Genomic DNA, 18,089 nt, shown 5'->3' with positions numbered 1-18,089 from the left:
AGTCTCTGAATGTATAGAAGCAAGCTTTGGGCCCCTCAAAAGCGATTAAATGGCACGGGACTTGTCTCATACCGCGACGAGGCCGCAAACGGGCACCGGGGTGTCTAAATCTTGTGATTGTCTCATTCTGGGATTTGGGATAAGCCTAGCGCCACAAAACAGGAGGCCCCATGGCTGTCGTAGAAATCACCAAGAACAACATTCAAGAGATCGTTGAAAGCAACAACATGATCATTCTGGATTTCTGGGCGACGTGGTGTGCACCTTGCCGTCGTTTTGCCCCGATCTTTGAGTCTGTGGCTGCAAAACACCCGGACGTGATTTTCGGAAAGATCGACACCGAAGCGGAAGTGGAGTTGGCGGACAAGTTCCAGATCAAATCCATCCCGACTTTGATGATCATCAAAGAAAGCGACATCATCTTCAGCCAGCCAGGTGCTTTGCCGGAAGAGATCTTTGAGCAGATCGTGGTGAAGGCTAAAGAAATCGACATGGAAGAGGTTCGCCGTGAAAACTCTTAAGCCGTTGTTGCCACTGCTGGTGGTGCTGGCAGCATCCCAGTCCAAGGCAGTGTCCTGGAGAATCTTTGGCGCCTGCAAGAACACTCCTGTGCATGAGGGAACCTATCAGGCGGACCTGACTAAATCAGTAGGCGTTCTGAGCCTTGAAATCTTTGATGCGAACAAGATCCCGTACGTGGGATCTGCGGAAGGCATTAATTCCATCATCAACAGCCCGATCGGTCTGGACAGCATTGAAGTTGTGTCCGACACCGAACTGCGCGCTTATGGCTGGTGTTACACTATCAACGGCAAGCAGCCGACAGAAATGCCGGACAAGATTCATTTCAAATCCCAGGACGACAAGCTGACCTGGTTCTATGCGTACTCCACCAATAAGAATAATGAGTGGACGGATTACTGCTCCCCGGCCTACTGGATCGCGGCCGATCAGTTCTGCAAATAAAAAAAGCCCGGTGTTTCCACCGGGCTTTTTAGTATTCAAATTTGAATTCGAAATTACTTCTGGATCGTTACGTGTTTGATCACGATTGGTTCAACCGGGCGATCCATAGCTCCTGTTTTGGAGTTCTCGATGGATTTAACCACGTCCATACCTTCAACAACTTCACCGAACACAGTGTGACGGCCATCCAACCAAGGAGTTGGAACAGTTGTTACGAAGAACTGGGAACCATTGGTGTTAGGACCCGCGTTCGCCATGGAAAGGATGCCTGGTTTGTCGTGTTTCGGAGCGCCAGCTGGGAACTCATCTTCGAAACGGAAGCCTGGGCCGCCAGTTCCAGTTCCAAGTGGGCAACCACCCTGAATCATGAAATCTTTGATCACGCGGTGGAAAGTCAGACCATCATAGAATGGCTTCTTCACTTTCTCGCCAGTTTTAGGATCAGTCCATTCTTTGGTGCCTTCGATCAGGCCCACGATGTTTTCTACTGTTTTCGGCGCTTTATCTGCGAAAAGTTTTACTTTGAAAGTGCCTTTAGATGTCTCAAATACTGCGATCATGTCTTTTCCCTTCTTCGTAGTCTTTGCCTTGGATTCGGTCTTTGCATCTGCGCGGAAGCTGAAAGCTGCCAATAGGAATGCAAAAAGGTAGATCCAAAATACCTTCTTAACATCGATATTCTTCGACATTGGGGTCTCCTGACTTTTGTCCAACCCCTTCACTATTAGTGAGGCAGCCGTCGAGGGTCAAGTTCCTTCAAAAGTGCAACGTTGGCCTGAAGTAGGCCTAAGACTTCATTCAGAAGCTCTGATGGAGGCAGATGAAGCGCCAAGGCAAGCGCATGAAACGACTCATGATTTGGGCTCAGTTCAGCAAGCGACTCTGACGCAACAAGTTGAAGCATCTGCTCAATCTGTCGCAGTCGGTCATAGTTCTTGAGCAAAACACCTGATTTCTCCTCTAAAGCGCTGATTAAATCAGCGGTTCCCGTTGAGGAGGGTTTGAATTTCTTCTTTAAAACTGCGGTCTGCGCCGCCAGTTCCACATCCACAAGTCCGCCTTCGCTGTACTTCAAATTGGGATGTGCTCCCTCAACCTTCAACTGAGTGCGGATGCGCTCAAGTTCATCCAGCTCAGCGGAAGAAAGCCCCAGATCCAAAAAGCCCAGATTATTGTGAGTGCTTTCGCCAATCCAGCGGGCTTTCAAATAAGCCTGACGTTCCCAGGCCGAACTTTGAGTTTGCAGATAATCTTCCAGATCCTTTTGCACAATAACCAAGGGCCCGGCTTTTCCGGACGGGCGCAGGCGCATGTCGATGGAATAGATATTTCCACCACGATGACTTTCAGTCAGACGGGTGATGAAACGTTTGGCGAGCTTAAAGTCTATTTCGACCGGTTCCTCCGGCACGACAAAGATGAAATCTAGATCTGAGCGGAAGCCCATTTCGCGGCCGCCCCATTTGCCCAACGCCAGAATGCGCAGCTTTGAGGGATATTCTTTTTTCAGAGCATCCAGCAACGTGGTCGCCACAGAATCCGCAGTGGAGGTCAGATTCGCGGTCAGCTGCTGAAGGTTTTTATCTTCAAGATACTCGCTTCCGTTGATGACTTCAGAAAGAAGCTTCTTTTCAGCCAGCTCTTCCAGCAGGGTGCCCAGATCTTCCGAGTGTTTGTCCTGAGCGCGGTACACGAAACTGTCCAGCAGTTCAGGGCGGTTGCACAGAATGCGGGAAAGATACGGCGAATGACCGAACAGCCACGCCAGTTCCTGCAGCAGTTCTTTTTCGCGCAATAGCAGCGCAAAGAAGCTGGCTTTGGCCCGCGTGCTGCCGATGAAATCTTTTAACAGCAACAAACCCCGGCGAATGTCGCCTTTTTGTTCCTGCAAGGTTTCTAGAAAAGCCCCCAAAAAGGCTTTGCGTGAAAGCTCATCGCGGCCCTTGTTGCGGGAAAGAACTTCCTGCCCCAGAATTTCCTGCCAAAGTTCCTGCAGATCCTGATCCGGCAAGCCTGTGCGTTTCAGTTCTTCTTCCAGCGAAATCTCTTTCGGGGCTTCCCCCAACAGACTTTTTACGATGGAATCACAGCGAATCATGTCGAACTTCAGATTCGGCAAGGCCTGCATCACAAATTCAGGATGCGTTTCGTTCAGTACCAGTAAGTGAGTCTGTTCATCGTTCAGTGCCTGAACATAGTTTTCAAGCCGGCGCAGATTCCAATAGTGCTGGCGCAGGAACTTGGCTTCTTCAGACGGCAGAAGCTCTTTCATTTCCAGCAGTAATAAAGCCTCAGTGGTTCCGCGCACCTGCAATGTCAGATCGCGGCCACCGTGAATGACCTGAAGGGCGTGGGTGAAAAGCTCGACATCGCGAATGCCCCCGATGCCCAGCTTTAAATCCACCACTTGATCCTGCGAGCGTTCCCAGTAATGCACCTGAATTTTAGAGCGCAGGGTTTTTAAGTCTTCCAGCAAAGTAAAATCCAGATGTTTGCGGAAAGAAAACTTCTGTGCAAATGCCAGCACTTCCTTCTGCACATCTTCATCACCGGCAATCGGGCGCAGACGAACAAAGGCCAGACGTTCCCAGGTTTCGCCATAGTTGCCATAGTAATCTTTGAATTGATCCAGGGTTGGAATCAGCGGCCCTTGTTTGCCGCCGGGGCGCAGGTCAAAGTCCACGCGAAAGACAAAGCCCGCCGCAGTTCGTTCAGTCAGAATCTTTTGAAACTTGCGCAAAGCCGAAAGGCCTTGGGCAGAGTCCTCCTGACTGACCAGTAGAACATCCACATCCGAGCTTAAATTCAGTTCTGAAGACCCCAGCTTGCCCAGGGCGAAAAGTGCGATTTTTTGATTGGAAAAGCAGTGAGCAAAAGCGTGGCGTAAAAGAAGATCCGCGGCCCCACTCCATTGCTGGCAGATTTGATCGGGGGCCATAGAGTCGGTCTTGGCGGCGTCAGCAAAGCGAGACCAGATCTCGCTGCGCTCCTGCCGTAACTGATCCTCGATGGATAAGTTAGTCAATGTTGTTGGACCATTTTGGCTTGTAGTAATTGTTGTTGTCGTTGGTCACACGACGCTCTTCAGTTCCGTCCACGGTGGAAATATAGATCTGATTTTTCCCAGTGCGGTTGGACGTGTACATCACGAATCTTCCATCCGGAGAGAACGAAGGGTCTTCGTTACTTGCCATGCGACCGTTTGGTTTCTTTGCGGAAGTCAGACGGATCATTCCAGTGCCGTCCGCGTTCATCACAAAGATATCAAAGTTGTTGTCGCTCTGGCCGGCAAAGGCGATTTTCTTGCCATCCGGAGACCACGACGGGGACGAGTTAAACACACCTGCAAAAGTGATGCGTTTCACATTGTTCCCGGCAGCGTCTGCCGTGTAAATCATCGGGCGGCCCGCACGGTCTGAAGAGAAGCTCAGCAACCCTTGTGGGGATACTGTCGGCTCCACGTTCAATGCTCCGGCAGGTCCATTGGTGATTTTTCCAACCAGAGTTCCATCCAGTCCCATTTTGTAGATGTCCGGGCTGTTACCCTGGGAAATGGTCAGATAAATGTGTTTTCCGTCAGCCGAGAAGGACGCGCCTGAATTGATACCCTGGCGGTAAGAGATCAAAGATCTTTTCCCGGTCGTCAGATCCAACAGCAGCATGTCGGCGTTGCGGAACTTTGCACCCACACGTTTCACATAAGAAGTGTAGGCGATCTTTTTACCGTCCGGAGACCATGCTGGAGAAATCGAGATACTGCGATGATTGGAAACCTGTTCCATGTTCGCCCCATCCCAGTCCATCGTGAAGATTTCTTTGCTCTGGCCGCTGCCTTTGTCGCTGGAAACAACCACGCGGGACAGGAACGGACCTTCAACTCCGGTCAGGGCTTTCATGACGTCGTTGGCGAAAGTGTGCGCGATACGTCGGGCACTGCTGGTTGGGCCTTTATACTTTTTGCCCAGAACCAAGGCCGCACGGGGAACGTGGTAGGTGTAGGTTTCCAAAGTCACTTCGTTGCCGACAACCGAGTAACCCGCACGGATCAGGAAGTCAGCGCCGATGGAGGACCAGCTTTGGAATTTGAATCCGTTCGGCAGACCCGGAGCCGGCATCAAGCCGGTTTTGGAGGTGTCTTCCAGGAAAGCACTCTGGTTGATGAACTGGAAGTAAGAGGAAACGGTCAGATCGTTTGTGATCGTATTAAAGATCTCAACCCCGACACCCTGATTGCGGGAGGCCGTTGAAGGGGAGCCTGTGTATTGCAAAGGCGGGAACGCCATCAGGCTTTTTTTGGTGCGTGCTTCGCCCAACTTAATATAGATGCCATTGTTGTTTTGGGCATGGGAGAAAAGAGGGAATAGGCCGATAATCAGAGCAAGGGCCAGTATCTGTTTCATCATGATGTCCTCCTAGTTATTCCGGGAATCCGATCAGGATTCCGTCCACAGAGAATACGGCAATCAGTTTTTCCGGCGGAGCCGGGAATGGTGCCGAACGGTCAATGGTTGCTAATACTTCTTCATCGTAGCTGGGATTGCCACTGGATTTAACAATTTTTCTGCCCAGAATATTGCCGCGCGAATCCACGAACACACGCACCTGCGCTTTGTAATCGCGCTTCGCCAGCCATTCCGGGATTGTCCAATTTTGTTTGATGTGACGATCCAGATCGGAAATGTAGTTGTCGTTCTGAAGCTTGGCAATTCCCGTCAAAGATGTGCCAGGCGACAGGACGTTTCCTCTTATCGGCGCACTTCCGGTGGCGGCCTTGCCGGTTCCGGCAGCGGCCGCGGCTTTTTTCTTATCTTCGGCCACGTCCTCTTTGATTTTTTCCAATGCAGCCATGGCTTTGAGTTTGTCCAAAGCGTTTTGCTGCTGGGATTTCACTTTTTCCAGATTGATGCCCTCTTCCTTGGCTTTCGCCGGAGGAAGTTTCACAGGTTCTGGTTTTGGTGGGGTTTTCTTTTCCACCACTTTTTCCGGGGCCTTTTCAGGCGGTTTTTCTTTTACGGGTTCCTTGGCGACTTCTTTTTCAGGAAGGGCCGGTTTGGGATTTTCTTTTGCCGGGGGCGCCAGATCCTTGGGTTCCACCTTGTCCGGCAGGCCCACCATATCCACACGCACGGCTTGCGAGAAATCAATCGGTTCCGGATCAAAAAAGACCGTCTTCAAAGTAAAGATCGAGATAATAAGCGCGTGCAGGGCAAAGGAGATCCCTATGCCGCGGGTTACTTGCTCATCATTCTGCTGATCTTTTTCCTCTAAATAATTCACAGCTCAGGTCATTGATCTTTCGGCTGAGTGATCAGGCCGATGTTAAAGATGCCAGCGGCACGCACTTCGGCCATAGCTTCCGCGACGAAGCCATAGTCCACTTTGCGGTCTGCCTGAATGTACACCTGTTTGTTCTTTTTATTTTCGAAGATCGCTTTCAGTTTCGGGCGCAGTTCGTTCATGGCGATCTTTTGTTTGGCGATGGTCATTCTTTGATCTGAATTGATCACCAGTACAAAAGGCTCTTCATTGACTTCAACACCGGAAGAAGAGGTCTTGGGCAGATCCACTTCAATCCCCTGTTGCATCAAAGGAGTCGTCACCATGAACATGATCAGCAATACCAGCATCACGTCCACCAAAGGCGTGATGTTGATTTCGCTTAATGTCGCCCGGCTTTTTCCGCCGCCGCCACTCATTCCCATGATTAATTTCCTTGGAAGAAGTTACGTTTAACGATGTTCAGGAAGTCGGCGCCGAAGTTATTCAGAACGATCTCCTGTTTGCGGATTTTAGAGATAAAGTTGTTGTACAAAACAACCGCTGGAATCGCTGTTGCCAGACCGATTGCGGTGGCAATCAGGGCTTCCGAGATACCCGGCGCTACAACCGCCAAGCTGGCTGTTCCGGTCTGACCAATCTTGTGGAAGGAACCCATGATCCCCCAAACGGTACCGAAAAGACCGATGAATGGACCGGTGGAGCCGGTTGTTGCCAGAACTGTCAGGCGGGATTCCAGTTTGGAAATTTCGCTTTCAGTGGCTTTGTTCAAAACGCGCTCCAGATTGTCGATGCCGGAAAGGATCGGTTTATCGCCTTCGGTTTTGGAAAGCAGCGGGGATTCAGAGATCTTTTTCATCTCCAGGTACACGGCTTTAAACACGCGGGCGACAGAGGAGTCTTTATATTGGTCGATGTCTTCAAACAACGTGTCTAAAGAATTTACCTTCCAGAATTTGGACAAGAACAGTTCATCGGACTGTTTCATGTTTTTGAACGTGACATATTTGGAGTAACCAATGGCCCAGCAGAAAACGGACATCACAATCAGCATCAACAAAGTCAGCTGAACAATGGGACTTGCTTGAGCGATAGCATCAATGGAGCTGGTGTTCACTGATACAGAGGGTGCAGCTTGGGCCGCGTTGACAAAAATAGGGGACATATCTAGACCTCCGTTAAGGTACGTCTTAAAAAGATATGCCCAAATGCATTTTGGATCAACCTATTGAGCAGGACCTTGGTTTAGAAGACGGAGCAATTCTGGCAAATTCGTCGTGATAAGGCCTTCTGCCTTATAGCGAGTTGCATCAGCAAGCTGAGCTTCATTCTCGATAGGACCCAGGAAGATTCTTTTGTTGCGACGACGCATCTCTGTGATGATCTCGTCGTTGAACGCCGGACGCTTCATCAATGTAAATGGAGCGATGAACACATCACCCTTAAATTGAGTCGATGGCAGAATCCACAACGAATCAAAGCTGAGCAATCTCATAATATCCGGATGGCTGGTGCCGTACACCCATTCTGGTTTCAGCTCTTTGATGGTTGTCATCACGATCAAAGCGTCGCTTTGAATCAGCGTGCGTTTGTTGGGTTTGAAAGCATCAATGGCGTTGACCACTGTGGAATGCACGTCGTGCACGTTATCCACGACATTCAGGACAAAGCGCGTTTCCGGGAACTGTTCGTAGTATTCTTTCAGTGCCGGAGTGGTCTTATAGAACTCGTTGATCTGCTCCCACGGATATTCCGACAGTTTTCCACCGGTCATGATCTTGGCCGTCGGATTGGCTTTTTGTTCGGCCATCTTCATATCGATGAATTCACGGTCGCGGTTGGCCGGCAAAATGAACGGCACTTTGTCCTGGGAGATGCGCACATCGGCCCAGATCACGGCATCAGGTTTGAGTTTCAGGGTCTCTTGAACCTTCTCCAGGGTGTCGGCTTTGACGATCACGATCGGAGCGGGGCCAGAAAAGAAGGCGTGTTCGTAGACCGGGAAGGATTGGCCCAAGCCCCATATACGGGCCATAAGCAGTAAAATACCAAGGATAAGGAAGCTGACAGCGGTAATGAAAAGGATTCTCATAGGACCTTCGTATAGCATCCTAAGACTTTGAAATCAGCACATTTTTTCAAAACAGAAGGAAAGATTCCTGTCATAACCTTAAATACGTTAAAATTAGGCGTATTTCGCCTTGTTTTTCAATTGGCTTTCTATTAGATAGAAGGCGACGCCGTGTCCGCAGAGGACCCTCTGAGGGCGCCGGTGAAGGGAACCTTACATGAATAAAATCAATCGCAAGCTTGAATACGCTCTGATGGCTCTGAAATACATGAGCCAAAAGATCCCCGGGGAGCTCACAACCGCCAAAGAAGTGTCGGATTCATTCCACACACCTTTTGATGCGACTGCTCGTGTGATGCAGCAGATGGCCCAAAAGGGTGGGATTTTGCGCGCCGAATACGGAGCTAATGGCGGATATCAAATCACTAAAGACCTTGCGAAGGTTTCCATACACGACCTTGTTGAGGTGATTGAAGGACCAACTGCGTTGGTGAAATGCCTGCACAAGGAAGCACCTTGTGAAATTCAAGGCACCTGCAACATCGTGTCTCCGATCACAGCTTTGAACGACAGACTTACAGACTTCTACAAAAGCCTGAGCCTGAAAGAACTATTGGTGGAAAGAATGGCAATGCCAGCGAAAAAATCCTCAGAGGCGGTGGCCCATGGATAATAACAAATCCTCCAGCAATCCGCTGGAAAGTTACGAATACAAATACGGTTTCACCACCGACATTGAAACAGATCAGGTTCAGCTGGGTCTGAACGAAGACATCATTCGTCTGATCTCTGCAAAAAAGAACGAGCCAGAGTGGATGCTTGAATACCGCTTGAAGGCGTTCCGTCACTGGCTGACGATGGTGGAGCCTGAATGGGCGCACGTGTCTTATCCGAAGATCGACTTCCAGGCGATCCGCTATTATTCCGCGCCGAAAAAAGCGACGGACGAAGCTGACAAACCAAAATCTCTGGATGATCTGGATCCGGAGCTGATCAAGACATTTGAGAAGCTGGGTATTCCGCTGACCGAACAAAAGCGCATCTCCGGTATTGCCGTGGATGTGGTGTTTGACTCTGTGTCTGTGGGCACGACTCACACCGAAGTGCTGGATAAAGCCGGTGTGATCTTCTGTTCTATTTCTGAGGCGATTCACAAACATCCGGATCTGGTGAAAAAGTACCTGGGCTCTGTTGTGCCTCACACGGACAACTATTATGCCGCTTTGAATGCGGCGGTCTTCACTGACGGATCATTCTGTTACATCCCGAAAGGCGTTCGTTGTCCGATTGATCTTTCCACTTACTTCCGTATCAACGCCAAAGACACCGGTCAGTTTGAAAGAACTTTGCTGGTGTGTGATGAAGGCGGTTACGTGAATTACCTTGAGGGCTGTACGGCGCCTCAACGTGATGAAAACCAGCTGCACGCCGCAGTGGTTGAACTTGTGGCCTTGGACAATGCCGAGATCAAGTATTCCACAGTTCAGAACTGGTACACAGGCGATAAAGAAGGCCGTGGTGGTATCTATAACTTTGTGACCAAGCGTGGAAAAGCTCTTGGGAAGTATTCCAAGATCTCCTGGACCCAAGTGGAATCCGGTTCTGCGATCACTTGGAAATATCCTTCCTGCATTTTGCAGGGTGAAGGCTCTGAAGGGGCGTTCTACTCTGTGGCTTTGACTCACGATCTGATGCAGGCGGATACCGGCACGAAGATGATTCACATTGGTAAAAACACCAAGAGCACGATCATCTCCAAAGGTATTTCCACGGACAAGTCCTCCAATGCTTACCGTGGTCAGGTGAAGATCCTGCCTTCGGCGGAAAATGCGCGCAATTACTCCCAGTGTGATTCCATGCTGGTGGGCGATCAAAGCAGCGCGCACACTTATCCTTATATTGAAGTGAAAAACAAAACTGCGACGATTGAGCACGAAGCGACGACTTCACGTATCAGTGAAGATCAGATTTTCTATTTGCAGTCCCGCGGTCTGGATATGGAAAAAACAATTTCGATGCTGGTGAACGGCTTCTGTAAAGAGGTCTTTAAAGAGCTTCCTCTGGAATTCTCTGTCGAAGCCGTAAAACTGATCGAAATGAAACTTGAGAATAGTGTCGGCTAGGGCCGGCAGAGCGTGGCTGAAGCAGCTCAATAAAGGTGAAATATGAATTTACTAGAGATCAAAAACCTACATGCAAGAGTTGAAGAAAAAGAAATCCTGAAAGGTCTGAACCTGACAGTGAAACCGGGTGAAGTTCATGCCATCATGGGCCCGAATGGTTCCGGCAAATCCACACTTTCCAAAGTGCTTGCCGGTCACCCGGCGTATGAAGTCACTTCCGGTGAAGTGAAATACGAAGTGAACTTCAACATGACCAACTTGTTGGATCTTGAGCCGGATGAAAGAGCCAAAGAAGGCATCTTCCTGGCATTCCAGTATCCGATTGAAGTTCCGGGTGTTTCCAATTTCACGTTCCTGCACACGGCTTTCAACTCTGTATTGCAGCACCAGGGTTCTGAACCAATGCCGGAAGGCGAGTTCCGTGAATTCCTTTATCAGAAAATGAAACTGGTCAGCATGAAGCCTGAGTACCTGGATCGCCCGGTGAACACAGGTTTTTCTGGTGGTGAGAAAAAGAAAAATGAAATTCTGCAGATGGCGGTTTTGTCCCCGCGTCTGGCGCTTTTGGATGAAACAGATTCGGGTCTGGACATCGATGCTTTGCGTGTTGTTTCTGAAGGGGTGAATAAACTTCGCCGTAAAGACAACGCGATCATTCTGGTCACTCACTATCAGCGTCTGTTGGATTATATCAAACCGGACTTCGTTCACGTTTTGGCGAACGGCAAAATCATCGAGACTGGCGACAGCTCTTTGGCGCTGAAGCTGGAAGAAAAAGGCTACGACTGGCTGACGGTATAGGAAGTGACTATGAACCTGTTAACGAGCTATGAAAAATTCAGTCAATCCAACCCTGCAGAAGGCGCATTGTCCGCTTTCCGCAAGGCCGGGTATGACTATGCTCTGAATAAAGGTCTTCCGACCCGCAAGGATGAAGACTGGCATTATACCAGCGTGAAGACTTTGAACGAAGGCACGTTCCTGCCAAGCGCAGTGAACCCGGTAGAGCCCAGCCACGAAACTCTGGTAGAAATCAAAAAAAATCTGAATCCGGAATTTGCCAATATCGTTTTCTTTAACGGTGTATTGAACAAGACCCTGTCGGCAGAATTGCCAGCGGGTGTGAGTCTAAAAGAACTTTCCCAGTATCCGGCACAATTTGATGACACCTTTGATGCCTTGAACGGCGCCTATATGGCAAAACCGTTTGTGGTGACTGTTGCCAAAGAAACGTCTGTGGAAAAACCTGTGAATTTCGTCTTCTTCACGTCTGCGGAAGGGGGCCCATCACTGATGGTAAATCCTCGCCTGAGTCTTGACGTGGGCGCGCGTTCTTCCGTGCGTGTGCTGGAAAGCCATTACGGCAAAGCTGGCACCACTTACTTTGCAAACTCTGTCAGTGATGTGCATGTTGGAGAAAGTGCCAAGCTTGTGTACGTGCGTGTTCAGGCTGAAAGCGAAAGTGCGGTGAATATCGGTCGCACACGTCTGGTGGTTGAAAAAGACGCCAACGTGGAAAGCCTGGCTTTTGCGACGGGCGCCAGACTGTCCCGTCATTCTTTGGATGTGATCTTGAACGGCCCTGGTTCCAATACGGAAATTCTGGGTGTGTACGCGGTTCGTGGCAATCAGCATGTGGACAACACTTCCTTGATCAACCATAAGGTTGGCGAGTGCAATACCAATCAGCTTTATAAAGGAATCCTGGACGGGGAGTCCCGTGCGGTATTCTGCGGAACTGTTCGCATCGAAAAGGGTGCGCAGAAAGCCAACTCGGCCCAGTTGAATAATAATCTTCTTTTGAGCGGCAAAGCGGAAGCTGACAGCAAACCTTGTCTGCAGATTTATGCTGACGATGTGAAAGCGGCGCACGGATCCACAGTGGGTCAGTTGAACCGTGAAGAACTGTTCTATCTGCAGTCCCGCGCCATTCCGAAAGAGAAAGCCATCCCGATGCTGAGCTACGGGTATCTTTCTGAAGTGATTTACAAAATTTCCGACGAGAACATCCAGAAATGGTTGTCTCGCCATCTGGACGAGGCGTTCAGCAGCCTTGCCCTGAATCGGTAAGTGATATGAGTAATCTAGACGACATATTTGCCTCTGTAAGATCCCAGTTTCCGGCTTTGACTCAGAAAGTTCATGGCAAGAACCTGGTTTATCTGGACAGTGGTGCGACAACTTTGAAGCCGCAATCGGTGGTCGACCGTATTGCGCATTTTTATTCTTATGAAACTTCCAATGTTCATAGGGGTGCGCACTATCTGGGTGACGTGGCGACCGGGCATTTCGAAGCGGCCCGCCAGAAGGTGGCCGAATTCCTGGGCGCCCGTCAGTCCGAAGAAATCATCTTTGTTCGTGGCACCACCGAGGGCGTGAACCTGGTGGCAAATTCCTGGGGCCTTTCCAACTTGAAGGCCGGGGATGAGATCCTGATCACCGTGATGGAACATCACGGAAACATCGTGCCTTGGCAGATGGTCGCGGAAAAAGTCGGCGCCAAAGTTGTGGCCGCGGATATTCTGGACAATGGCGAGCTGGATCTTGAAGACTTCAAAAAGAAATTGAACGCCCGCACGAAGATGGTGGCGTTCACCGCGTCTTCGAATGTTCTGGGCACGAACACAGACATGAAACTTTTAACCAAGCTTGCTCACGAAGTGGGTGCGAAGGTTCTGGTGGATGGGGCGCAGATCGTGTCTCAGTTGCCGGTGAATGTTTCTGATATTGATTGCGACTTCTTTGTGTTTTCTGCGCACAAGCTTTTCGGCCCGTTTGGGTTTGGGGCTGTGTACGGGAAAAAAGAGATTCTGGATCAGATGCCCCCTTATCAGGGTGGTGGCAGCATGATCTCCAAGGTGACGATCGAAAAAACCACGTTCAATGATGTGCCGACTCGTTTTGAGGCCGGAACTCCGCATGTGGAAGGTGCCGTGGGTTTGCATGCAGCGCTGACGTTCGTTGAGAACATCGGTCTGGATAAGATTCATAAATATGAGATGGATCTTTTGAACTACGCAACTGGCAAGCTTCTGGAGATTCCGGATTTGAAAATCTATGGAACCTCTCCGGATAAAGGGGCGATTTTGTCCTTTAATCTGAAAGGGGCTCATCACTCTGACATTGGTCAGATTCTGGACCAAGAAGGTGTGGCTGTCAGAGCAGGACACCATTGTACGCAACCCCTGATGGCGCGTTTGGGAGTTCCAGGCACAGTCAGAGCGTCCCTTTCAGTGTATAATAATCGTGAAGATATTGATTCTATGGTTAAAGCCGTGGTGAAGGCCCGGGAGATGTTGTTATGAGCACCCAAGATGTACTGATTCGTATTCAGGCAACTCCAAACCCCAATGCGTGGAAATTCGTTTTGGATCGCGCTGTATTGAATGACGGCAAGGCGACCTATGCTGATGCCAAGGAAGCTGAGCAGAGCATTCTGGCGTCTTCCTTGTTCCAGGTGGAGGGCGTTCGTCAGGTTCACTTCTTCCAGAACGTGATTACGATCACGCACAACTTTGATGCGGATCCGGAAGAGATTCAACGCAACGTTTGTTCGGTGATTCAGACCCGCATGCCGGCGCACAACCCGGCAGTGACTCAGATGGATGAAAAGAAACTTCGCCGTGCCAGCCTGCCTCCGGAGGTCCAGCAGATCGAAGAGATTCTGGACCAAACGGTCCGTCCCGGTTTGCAAGGTGACGGCGGGGACTTGGATGTGGTGAAATATGAAGACAACAAGCTATATGTCTTCTATCAGGGAGCTTGTGGAACCTGCCCGAGTGCCACTTCAGGTACACTGATGGCCATCGAGGGAATTTTGCGGGATCAATTCAATCCAACAATTGAAGTTATCCCGATGTGAGGATGAATGCAGTCAGCGCAAGGTGCTCAGAAGCAAACTCCGGACAAGGTTGAAAGATTTCGTCTGCTGTGTGAGCGCCTCTCGCTGGTTCTGCAAAAAGAGGGTTTGTCCGTCAAACCCTACCGTGACCCCTCTCTGCAGCACTTCTGTCGGCTCGCAGATGAGCAAAAAGACCTGGCTCTGCAAACTCTGAAAGATTATGTGGAGATCTGCCAGGAAGTTCAGGCTGAAAGTTACTCACTGAAAGACTCTCCGCGCTTTTGCTGGAAAGCGCTGCGCCGGTGGGGTCTTGTGCCTTCTTCGGACTTCTTCGACAAGCTTGAAATGTCGAATATCGTCGAGATCTATACCAGCGACAATCTGCAAATCTTCCGCAACCTGCGCTTCTTTGAGGTTTCAACCTACACTCTGGAAGAGCTTTATACCCTTGAGTGGTGGAAGCTTTACGGGCGTGACGAGGCGGTGACCCGGAACCTCTTTGCGGCGGCCTTGGATCTGCTCAGTGGCAAGGTCCCGGGAACCATGAGGTTTCAGGTGGGAAAGCATCAATTGTGGGAACTGTGTTCAGAGGGCCTGCGGCGCTTTGAAGTGGAGCCTCGTTATGCGAGCTCTCTCCGTCGCAACGGAGAGATTCGTGGGTTTCTATTTACGACGACGGTGGACTGTCTCTGATCCCAGTTGTTCTTCTGCGGATCTTTTCATATCAAGCGCTGTGGCTTCCATGGTGTCTTCGTTGCGGCTGACAATCACCGCTGAATTGCCCAGAACTTCTTCCTGAGCCAAAGCTTTCACCGCCAAAGAGATGGCTTTCTGTTTTTCTTTCGAGAATCCCGTCACTGTGATTTTTAGTTCAACCACCTGGCCGATTTTAACGCCGGACAAAGTGTCAGAGGTGATGCCGTCAACAACGCTCACGCCTTCCGGCAGGGACCAGGTGTATGCCAGATCCCCTTGCAGGGTCTGATTCACCAGAACGCGGCCGACAAGGTTCACTTCGTCGCTGCCGGATTCAGGGATTTCGTCCTCGGATTTTAGTTCAACATGGAAAAGAGCCAGATGCTTGCCAACAGGAGCCGGTCGCCACGTGGACTTGCCAGTGGAGGCGGGTGTGCGGTTTTCCGATTTCCCCGCGAATGAGAAAACGGAAACGCCAACTGCCAGGGAGAGAACTGCGGTGATGGTTATCTTTCGGTTCCACATATGGCGGCCCCCCCTTTGGTTAAGCTGTAGGTCGCATTGGTGTTCATCTGCGATGCTGTTTTGTTATAGGCATTAATCTTAACGTTAAGGATGTAGTATCCTGCCGGCACTCCACTTAGGGAGATACTCTCCGAAGTGGTGGCCACATTGCGACTTTGTTTTACGATGTAATCTGATGAATATCCGGCTTTCCAGTAAGTATCTTCAAAGTAGACGTAGTCTTTCTTGTACAAGACAAGGTCCAAATCCAGTTTGGTACTGGTGTAACTCAACCCCAGGGTCGTGGAAGTTCCATCGTGATAGTAAAGATAGAAGTCGTTGTTCACCTGCTGGTCCGAGCGCTTGACGCTGTCCCGGGCTGTCATCAGCTGTTCTTCTTTTCCGACGGTGAACTCGGTCGTACCTGAACAGGCTCCGCCGGTTGCGCCCAGATAGAAGGCATAGTCCTTGGTGGTCTTGGTCTGCTTTTCTTCCGTCAGAATCGCATCCCACTTTGCGTTGGCGCCGCCGATATTGCGGGAGAGCAGATTGTTAAACAGTCCCACGCTTGGCACCGGATAGGTCGTAGTGTTCACAAGGCTTGTCGTAATTGGATTGGATTTCTTGTGGCCTGAAGTGTCTTCGCCAGCGAATGTTTTCCAAATATTGGTGAAGGTGACGCCGCCGCCGTATTTGGTGGCTTCATACTGTGCATCATCCTTGCGGGTGGCTTTATACAAAGCGCGTGACACAGAAACTTCACGGAAGGTTCCTGTGCCTGCAAGGTCCGCTGACGTATTGTCATAGCTGGCGGCCGTTCCGTCCTGCCAAAGGTTGAAGGAAATGCTGACCCCAGCCGTGTTGCCGGAAGCGCGATAGCCGTAGGTGTCCACGTAATAATGATACCGAGGATCTGTCGGTGCACGACTTTCATCGGCACTGTTGAAAGCGGCATCTGCACCGCTCAGTACGGCCGCCTGGAAATAGTTGGCCCAGCCTTCGCTCCAGGAAAGTCTGGCATCAATGACAAAGTTCCCGGTATGAGATCCCCCTGGAGACCCGGAGTTCCCATAGACGTCTTCAAGGAAATGACCGTACTCGTGCAGGATCACTGAATCATCAAAGTGGTCCGTGTCCGAAGACTTCACATCACCATTCACGCCGCCTAAAATATATAATTTGCGCTCTCCCGGCGAATAAAATGACAGTGGAGAATTTGAGCCAAAATAAGAGTAAGGATTAAATCCGGCTTTCCAGAATACGGTCACTTTGTCAGCCACCCACCAGGCGTTGGTGTCTGTGGACGGGGTGCCACCGTTGTTCTTACCGATATTTCTGCGGATGTATTCATTCGCTAACAGAATGTCATACATGATGTTAAAGGCGCCGCCCTCAACACGGGAAGAAATGCTTTCGTTGGCCTCGGCATAAACCGGGGTCGATGTCAGATCCTTCGTTCCGGCTGTGATGTCGCCAGCCGTGATAGTGAAGGACTTTTCAGCATAGTGAGGAGTATTGGCATAAATGTCTGCCAGGACGCTCACTTTCAAATAGTCATTGTAGGCGCGCGAGAACACTTTGAACGTGTAGGTGCCAGCCGTCTTTGGGATCTTGAAGGACGCAATCCCTTGGGTGGTGGTTTCGCCCTGCTGGATGCGGGTGCCGGAAGCATCATAGATATGGAATTCAGCAAAGGCGATCGGAATGGCATTGGCTGCAGAAACCACGGAGGTCAGTCCGTTGGTAGAGCTGCCTGGAGTGAAGCTTAAACCGCGATAAAGGAACTTCGCCGGCAGTGTGACGGTCACGGATTGGGAGGCATCCATGTCGGTGGGCTTGCCGTAATAGGTCGGTTCAGGGGAGGCCGGGGCATTGGATGAATAGTCGCCGCCTTCAAGGCCGCCACCACCACAAGCTGTCAGAATAAGAGTCCACGCGCTGATAAAACCAGCCATCATCCGGTTCAAAGTCATGTAGAACTTATCGGACTTACGGGGGGTGGGCTGAACGCGGGAAAGCCCTATTTCTTAATCGAAATTATTGAGGAAATGACGAAGTTTTTTGCAGGACTGTCTCGGCTTGAGACAAATAAAAAAAGGCTCGAAGACCACTCTGAAAAAGTAAACCTGTTTTAGCTAAGGTGGGTAACCATGATAACAACTTTAGGCTTCTCAGTACGAGCTGAGCTTGCTCACCATTGTCAGGGACAGTCCCCAAAAATATGCTTGTAAGGTTTATTTTCGATAGAGATTTACGCCGTCGAACCCTTCTGTAAACCATTCTATCATGTCTTTTTATATCGTCAATCGAACCGGACTCTTACTTTCCGGTAAAGCTCCGATAAATTGCTTATGACACCAGAAAAGCTCGATTTTATTTTTCCCTTCGTGGTTTTTTTCTATGGACTCCTGATGGTTGTTGTGTTGGAGAACCCTGTCCTGGCGCGCATCGGGCAGGAGCGCATGGGTCAGGCCTATGCCAATTTGGCCAAACACAAATCCCTGGGTTGGGTGTGCTTTTTCGTGGGCGGATTGTGGTCCGTTCAGAACGTTTGGCACTCCAGTCTATAGGTCGTTGACTCTCAATGTATTGACTCCACCCCGAGGGAGCA

General features: G+C 50.1%; 19 protein-coding genes and 1 other RNA gene. 10 read left to right on the top strand and 10 right to left on the bottom strand.

Annotation, left to right across the window (positions count from 1 at the left end; translation table 11 throughout):
* Positions 1 to 170: 170 nt before the first annotated feature.
* Positions 171 to 521, top strand: a complete 351-nt coding sequence (locus tag ACNQKP_RS03295; RefSeq protein WP_011162783.1) for a thioredoxin family protein — start codon at positions 171 to 173, stop codon at positions 519 to 521.
* Positions 508 to 966: a DUF4430 domain-containing protein gene (locus tag ACNQKP_RS03290; protein ID WP_417862826.1), complete on the top strand. Its 459-nt coding sequence runs from the start codon at positions 508 to 510 to the stop codon at positions 964 to 966. Before ACNQKP_RS03295 ends, ACNQKP_RS03290 begins: the two co-directional genes overlap by 14 nt.
* 53 nt (positions 967 to 1,019) lie before the next feature.
* Here ACNQKP_RS03290 and ACNQKP_RS03285 read toward each other — a convergent pair whose 3' ends face one another.
* From ACNQKP_RS03285 to ACNQKP_RS03255, 7 genes are read right to left on the bottom strand one after another with little or no spacing between them, the layout of a single operon-like run.
* Positions 1,020 to 1,655 (bottom strand): peptidylprolyl isomerase, encoded by a 636-nt coding sequence (locus ACNQKP_RS03285; RefSeq protein ID WP_417862824.1) that lies wholly within the window; start codon positions 1,653 to 1,655, stop codon positions 1,020 to 1,022.
* A 35-nt stretch (positions 1,656 to 1,690) separates the two neighbouring features.
* Positions 1,691 to 3,991 carry a glutamine-synthetase adenylyltransferase gene (locus tag ACNQKP_RS03280; RefSeq protein ID WP_417862822.1) on the bottom strand — a complete coding sequence of 767 codons (2,301 nt, stop codon included), beginning with the start codon at positions 3,989 to 3,991 and terminating at the stop codon, positions 1,691 to 1,693.
* Positions 3,984 to 5,369 carry a protein TolB gene (locus ACNQKP_RS03275; RefSeq protein WP_011162787.1) on the bottom strand — a complete coding sequence of 462 codons (1,386 nt, stop codon included), beginning with the start codon at positions 5,367 to 5,369 and terminating at the stop codon, positions 3,984 to 3,986. Before ACNQKP_RS03275 ends, ACNQKP_RS03280 begins: the two co-directional genes overlap by 8 nt.
* 13 nt (positions 5,370 to 5,382) lie before the next feature.
* Complete coding sequence (locus ACNQKP_RS03270) at positions 5,383 to 6,243, bottom strand: TonB family protein (RefSeq protein ID WP_417862820.1); 861 nt, start codon at positions 6,241 to 6,243, stop codon at positions 5,383 to 5,385.
* Positions 6,244 to 6,251: 8 nt separating this feature from the next.
* Complete coding sequence (locus ACNQKP_RS03265; protein WP_011162789.1) at positions 6,252 to 6,668, bottom strand: ExbD/TolR family protein; 417 nt, start codon at positions 6,666 to 6,668, stop codon at positions 6,252 to 6,254.
* A gap of 2 nt (positions 6,669 to 6,670) precedes the next feature.
* Positions 6,671 to 7,408: a protein TolQ gene (tolQ, locus tag ACNQKP_RS03260; RefSeq protein ID WP_011162790.1), complete on the bottom strand. Its 738-nt coding sequence runs from the start codon at positions 7,406 to 7,408 to the stop codon at positions 6,671 to 6,673.
* Positions 7,409 to 7,468: 60 nt separating this feature from the next.
* Positions 7,469 to 8,335, bottom strand: coding sequence for a hypothetical protein (locus ACNQKP_RS03255; RefSeq protein WP_226987880.1), 867 nt, complete (start codon positions 8,333 to 8,335; stop codon positions 7,469 to 7,471).
* 196 nt (positions 8,336 to 8,531) lie between these two features.
* On the opposite strand from ACNQKP_RS03255, the gene ACNQKP_RS03250 reads away from it, so the two are divergent.
* From ACNQKP_RS03250 to ACNQKP_RS03220, 7 genes are read left to right on the top strand one after another with little or no spacing between them, the layout of a single operon-like run.
* Entirely contained in the window at positions 8,532 to 8,987 is a 456-nt protein-coding gene (locus tag ACNQKP_RS03250; RefSeq protein ID WP_011162792.1) for an RrF2 family transcriptional regulator, read from the top strand.
* Positions 8,980 to 10,437, top strand: a complete 1,458-nt coding sequence (sufB, locus tag ACNQKP_RS03245; RefSeq protein WP_011162793.1) for a Fe-S cluster assembly protein SufB — start codon at positions 8,980 to 8,982, stop codon at positions 10,435 to 10,437. The genes ACNQKP_RS03250 and sufB overlap by 8 nt, the downstream gene beginning before the upstream one ends.
* A gap of 42 nt (positions 10,438 to 10,479) precedes the next feature.
* Positions 10,480 to 11,238 (top strand): Fe-S cluster assembly ATPase SufC, encoded by a 759-nt coding sequence (gene sufC / locus ACNQKP_RS03240; protein ID WP_011162794.1) that lies wholly within the window; start codon positions 10,480 to 10,482, stop codon positions 11,236 to 11,238.
* 9 nt (positions 11,239 to 11,247) lie between these two features.
* Entirely contained in the window at positions 11,248 to 12,507 is a 1,260-nt protein-coding gene (gene sufD / locus ACNQKP_RS03235) for a Fe-S cluster assembly protein SufD (protein ID WP_417862817.1), read from the top strand.
* Between the two features lie 5 nt (positions 12,508 to 12,512).
* A complete protein-coding gene (locus tag ACNQKP_RS03230; protein WP_417862815.1) occupies positions 12,513 to 13,742 on the top strand; it encodes an aminotransferase class V-fold PLP-dependent enzyme in 1,230 nt (409 codons plus the stop codon).
* On the top strand, positions 13,739 to 14,299 hold the full coding sequence (locus ACNQKP_RS03225; RefSeq protein ID WP_011162797.1) for a NifU family protein: 561 nt from the start codon (positions 13,739 to 13,741) through the stop codon (positions 14,297 to 14,299). The genes ACNQKP_RS03230 and ACNQKP_RS03225 overlap by 4 nt, the downstream gene beginning before the upstream one ends.
* A 6-nt stretch (positions 14,300 to 14,305) precedes the next feature.
* A complete protein-coding gene (locus ACNQKP_RS03220) occupies positions 14,306 to 14,971 on the top strand; it encodes a hypothetical protein (RefSeq protein WP_417862813.1) in 666 nt (221 codons plus the stop codon).
* On the opposite strand, the gene ACNQKP_RS03215 is transcribed toward ACNQKP_RS03220, so the two are convergent.
* The 3 genes from ACNQKP_RS03215 to ssrS form a co-directional block, all read right to left on the bottom strand.
* On the bottom strand, positions 14,942 to 15,499 hold the full coding sequence (locus tag ACNQKP_RS03215) for a hypothetical protein (protein ID WP_417862812.1): 558 nt from the start codon (positions 15,497 to 15,499) through the stop codon (positions 14,942 to 14,944). The genes ACNQKP_RS03220 and ACNQKP_RS03215 overlap by 30 nt on opposite strands.
* The gene (locus tag ACNQKP_RS03210) at positions 15,481 to 17,451 is read right to left on the bottom strand and encodes a hypothetical protein (RefSeq protein WP_417862811.1); all 1,971 of its coding nucleotides are present in this window, start codon (positions 17,449 to 17,451) and stop codon (positions 15,481 to 15,483) included. Before ACNQKP_RS03210 ends, ACNQKP_RS03215 begins: the two co-directional genes overlap by 19 nt.
* Positions 17,452 to 17,569: 118 nt before the next feature.
* Positions 17,570 to 17,749, bottom strand: a non-coding RNA gene (gene ssrS / locus ACNQKP_RS03205) — 6S RNA.
* A gap of 140 nt (positions 17,750 to 17,889) precedes the next feature.
* Here ssrS and ACNQKP_RS03200 point away from each other — a divergent pair.
* Positions 17,890 to 18,048 (top strand): hypothetical protein, encoded by a 159-nt coding sequence (locus ACNQKP_RS03200; protein ID WP_157865624.1) that lies wholly within the window; start codon positions 17,890 to 17,892, stop codon positions 18,046 to 18,048.
* Positions 18,049 to 18,089 lie beyond the last annotated feature (41 nt).

This window comes from Bdellovibrio bacteriovorus, from assembly GCF_048286975.1.
Lineage (GTDB): Bacteria > Bdellovibrionota > Bdellovibrionia > Bdellovibrionales > Bdellovibrionaceae > Bdellovibrio > Bdellovibrio bacteriovorus_H.
Note: the sequence above shows the minus strand (reverse complement) of the source record. Positions and strands in the feature narration are given on the sequence as shown.